The sequence below is a fragment of the Nitrospirota bacterium genome (assembly GCA_016214385.1).
Taxonomy (GTDB): domain Bacteria; phylum Nitrospirota; class Thermodesulfovibrionia; order UBA6902; family JACROP01; genus JACROP01.
On the sequence record JACROP010000095.1, the window covers coordinates 1 to 3,377 of the forward strand.

Genomic DNA, 3,377 nt, shown 5'->3' on the forward strand with positions numbered 1-3,377 from the left:
AATCGGGTATGGAAACTCAAGCTTATTGAGGAACATAACCCCGAATGGGCGGATTTGTATGACAGCTTAACTACATGAGAAGATTGGATTCCCGCCTTCGCGGGAATGACGGACAAAAAAACAAAAAATTGGGGGAACTCCTACATGAACTTTTCTTGCATATACTATTCTTTATTTTATAAAATAACTCAACCATGCGGGCGTAACTCAGCGGTAGAGTAGAAGCTTCCCAAGCTTCAGGTCGCGGGTTCGAATCCCGTCGCCCGCTCCATTAAAGACAGTTAAGAGTTATGAGTTAAAAGTTAAAAGTTAAAGAACAAAACTTAATTAACCGCAGAGAACACAGAGAAAGAATGAAAAAGGGGCTGATTCATATTTATACAGGGGACGGTAAAGGCAAGACTACTGCTGCCATGGGCCTTGCCATGAGGGCTGCAGGCAGGGGTAAGAAAGTCCTGATACTTCAGTTCTTGAAAGGCGGCCTGAGAGGCACAGGTGAGGCCGCTGCTGCAGAAAAACTCAAAATAAAGTTCGTGAGGTTTGCAGGCCAGATCTCGCCAATCTTTAACCCGAAGGTCAGGCCATCTAAACTCAAGAAGTCTGTTAGAGAGGCCATTGCCTTTTCTCTGAAAGAAATTAAAACCGACTCTTACGACCTTGTGATAATGGACGAATTCAATAATCTTCTCCACAGCGGGTATGCGACCATGAATGATGCTAAGAAACTGATCAAAGAAAAACCAGCACGCCTTGAACTTGTATTCACTGGCAGAGGTGCGCCAGAGGAATTGATTGCCATTGGAGATTATGTAACAGAAATGAAGCTAATAAAACATCCATACACCAAAGGGGTAAAGGCGAGGAGAGGCATAGAATATTAAAAAATAAATGCGACCATGATGTTAAGATTTAATTGTGGTCGCATTTATTTTTAAAAACTTTTTTGTCTTATCTGTCACCCTGAACCTCTCATCCATCCTGTATCCTGCTATCCAGATAATATCATCTCCTGAGACAATCAGAGGGATTCTGTCCCTTTCATCTCTTGGAACTTTTTCATCAACAAAAAAGTCCTGAAGCTTTTTTCTATCGCCAAAGCCAAACGGATAAAAGAAATCACCTGGTTTCCTTGCCCTTACTGTGAGAGGAAAGGTAAGGGTATCTGCATCAAAGACTACCGCAGCTCTACCGTCTCCAAGGTCTTCAACACTATCCTCAATTGCTGCCCTGATTAAAACCCCTGATTCTCTGATTGCAAGCTCTCCTGGAACCTCAAGGTTGTATGTCTTGATTTTGACTGGCGCTTCAGAGGTCAGGACAAGAGTAGAGTATTCCTTTATCGCCCTTATGCCCTTTGGCAGATAGAGCCTGTCTCCTATCTTCCCGTTCTTTATGAGTTCGAGGATGTCTTCTATATGTATAAAAGTTATTGCGCGAAGCCCCCTTGTCTCCTCTATTGCCATCCTCAACACCCTTCTTAGAATAACCCTCTCCATTGCTTCAAGAGGTGCGAGGAAGAGCTCGATGTGCGAGTCTGTCTTTCTGCTTATAAGCTTCATCAATGCCTTGGTAACGAGAATTTCAAAATACCTTTCTTCTTCTCTCAATATATCAGAGGTCTTTGCAAGGGTTTCTATGATATTCGGGTTAAACTCCTTAAGCATGGGAATAAGTGAAAGTCTTACCTTGTTCCTGATGTAGTCTTCCCTCAGGTTCGATGAATCCACAATGAAGCCTATCCCCTCCAGGTCAAGGAATTGTTCTACATCTCTCCTTTCAACCTCGATTAATGGCCTGATGACATTGCCCCTCACAGGTGGAATTCCTGAAAGCCCTTTTGGCCCCGATCCCCTGAAAAGCCGCATGATGAGTGTCTCTGCCTGGTCATTCGCTGTATGGCCGAGGGCAATCCTGTCTGCCTTAATCTCAGATGAGACCTCATCAAAGGTCTTATATCTTAATTCCCTCGCAGCCTCCTGTTTATTGAGACGTTGCTCTTTTGCATAGGACATCACATCTATTGATTTTGTAACAAATCGCACATCAAGCCTGTCACAAAGATTTTTGCAAAATTCTATCTCCTTCGGTGTTTCATCAGGCCTGAGGCCATGGTCGATATAAAGGGCGTGCAAATTCAGATTGAATTCATCTTTCAGCTTATTCAGCAAGACAAGAAGGCATACAGAATCAGGCCCGCCAGATAGAGCGATTAAAACCTTATCGCCTTTAGAGAGCATGGAGTGTTTTTTAATTGTGCCTTTGACTTTCTTAAGAAGTTTCATTAAGCGTATCCGGAAGGCTTTAGGTTCTGGAAAACTCCCTCTGAAATTTTCTTGACAGCATATTTTATGGATGTATTATGTATTATATATAAGTATGGGGTCAATAAGTGCCCCAGGAAACAAGAAAAATGAAGGAGGTACTGAAATGGCTAAGCAAAATTGTTGGGAATTTAAAAAATGTGGGAGAGAACCTAACGGAGCAAAGGTCAATGAACTTGGAGTATGCCCTGCTGCGACCTTTACTGCAACAGATGGATTTTGCGGTGGTAAAAATGGTGGAAGGGCTTGTGCATATATAACAGGTACATTTTGCGCTGGGATCATTCAAGGAACATACAGGGAAAAAGAAAAGAATTGCACAGTATGTGATTTCTATAAGATATTGCGACAGGAACATGGAAATGAAATGACTTATCTTTCGTTCAGTACCTACGTCAGAGGAAAATAAGGGGGGTACTCTATTTTCGTCCCCTTCATCCTTATCTATGTTTTAGGGGATATCTTGACCATTTCTATGGGTTGTTCCCTGCCACAGTGTTTGCAAACTATTGCATCTTCTTTAATAATCTCTGCACAGTAGGGACACTTTTTGGTATATCCTTTAGATACCAGGGGTGGAAGCACTGCAAGAACAACAATAAGTAACGGAACAATCGCACATAGTATAAACCACCCTAACGGGTTGCGACCTTTTCTTACGGCTATAATGCTCCCTATAATGCCTGCGATGATAAGCAGTAAGACATATCTAAACAATGAGATTCTCTACCTTTTTATTTCTTCTGTTTTTGTATCTCACCTACACCAATAAATGGTATCGCTCCGCCACCTGTAACCTGCGGGAGGATTCCGTTCCATTTCTCTATGGCTTTGAGATTTGCTTCTACCCTTCTAAGTTCTATAAGGTCTGGTGAAATATTCGCTCTCTGGAGCCTCAAGGCCTCTGCCTCTGCCTTTGCCGCTGTAATCTTCTGTTCTGCCTCTATCTTTATCCTCTCGAGGTCTCTTTTTGCCTTTAGTGCAAGCTGTTCTGCTGTCTGTTTTGCCTCTATTGCCTGCGCAAACTGCTGCGAAAACTTGAAATTCACAATGGAA

The 3,377-nt window shown here is 42.6% G+C and carries 5 protein-coding genes and 1 tRNA gene; 3 read left to right on the forward strand and 3 right to left on the reverse strand.

Translation table 11 applies throughout. From position 1 onward, the window contains the following. The first annotated feature begins 196 nt into the window (after positions 1-196). Both HZC12_05865 and HZC12_05870 read left to right on the forward strand, forming a co-directional pair. Positions 197-271, forward strand: a tRNA-Gly gene (locus HZC12_05865). Positions 272-353: 82 nt separating this feature from the next. Then, on the forward strand, positions 354-881 hold the full coding sequence (locus tag HZC12_05870; GenBank protein ID MBI5026244.1) for a cob(I)yrinic acid a,c-diamide adenosyltransferase: 528 nt from the start codon (positions 354-356) through the stop codon (positions 879-881). Positions 882-902: 21 nt separating this feature from the next. Here HZC12_05870 and tilS read toward each other — a convergent pair whose 3' ends face one another. Next, positions 903-2,282, reverse strand: a complete 1,380-nt coding sequence (gene tilS / locus HZC12_05875) for a tRNA lysidine(34) synthetase TilS (GenBank protein ID MBI5026245.1) — start codon at positions 2,280-2,282, stop codon at positions 903-905. Between the two features lie 145 nt (positions 2,283-2,427). Between tilS and HZC12_05880 the strand changes: the two genes are divergently transcribed. Next, complete coding sequence (locus HZC12_05880; GenBank protein MBI5026246.1) at positions 2,428-2,730, forward strand: hypothetical protein; 303 nt, start codon at positions 2,428-2,430, stop codon at positions 2,728-2,730. Positions 2,731-2,765: 35 nt separating this feature from the next. Here the strand turns inward: HZC12_05880 and HZC12_05885 are convergent, their stop codons facing one another. Next, complete coding sequence (locus tag HZC12_05885; protein MBI5026247.1) at positions 2,766-3,020, reverse strand: zinc ribbon domain-containing protein; 255 nt, start codon at positions 3,018-3,020, stop codon at positions 2,766-2,768. A gap of 35 nt (positions 3,021-3,055) precedes the next feature. Further along, positions 3,056-3,377 (reverse strand): prohibitin family protein (locus HZC12_05890; GenBank protein ID MBI5026248.1); only part of this gene is annotated, 322 nt, incomplete at its 5' end.

Coding starts and splice junctions, on each gene's coding strand:
- HZC12_05870 (MBI5026244.1), top strand. CDS start 354: ATGAAAAAGGGGCTGATTCATATTTATACAGGGGACGGTAAAGGCAAG.
- tilS (MBI5026245.1), bottom strand. CDS start 2,282: ATGAAACTTCTTAAGAAAGTCAAAGGCACAATTAAAAAACACTCCATG.
- HZC12_05880 (MBI5026246.1), top strand. CDS start 2,428: ATGGCTAAGCAAAATTGTTGGGAATTTAAAAAATGTGGGAGAGAACCT.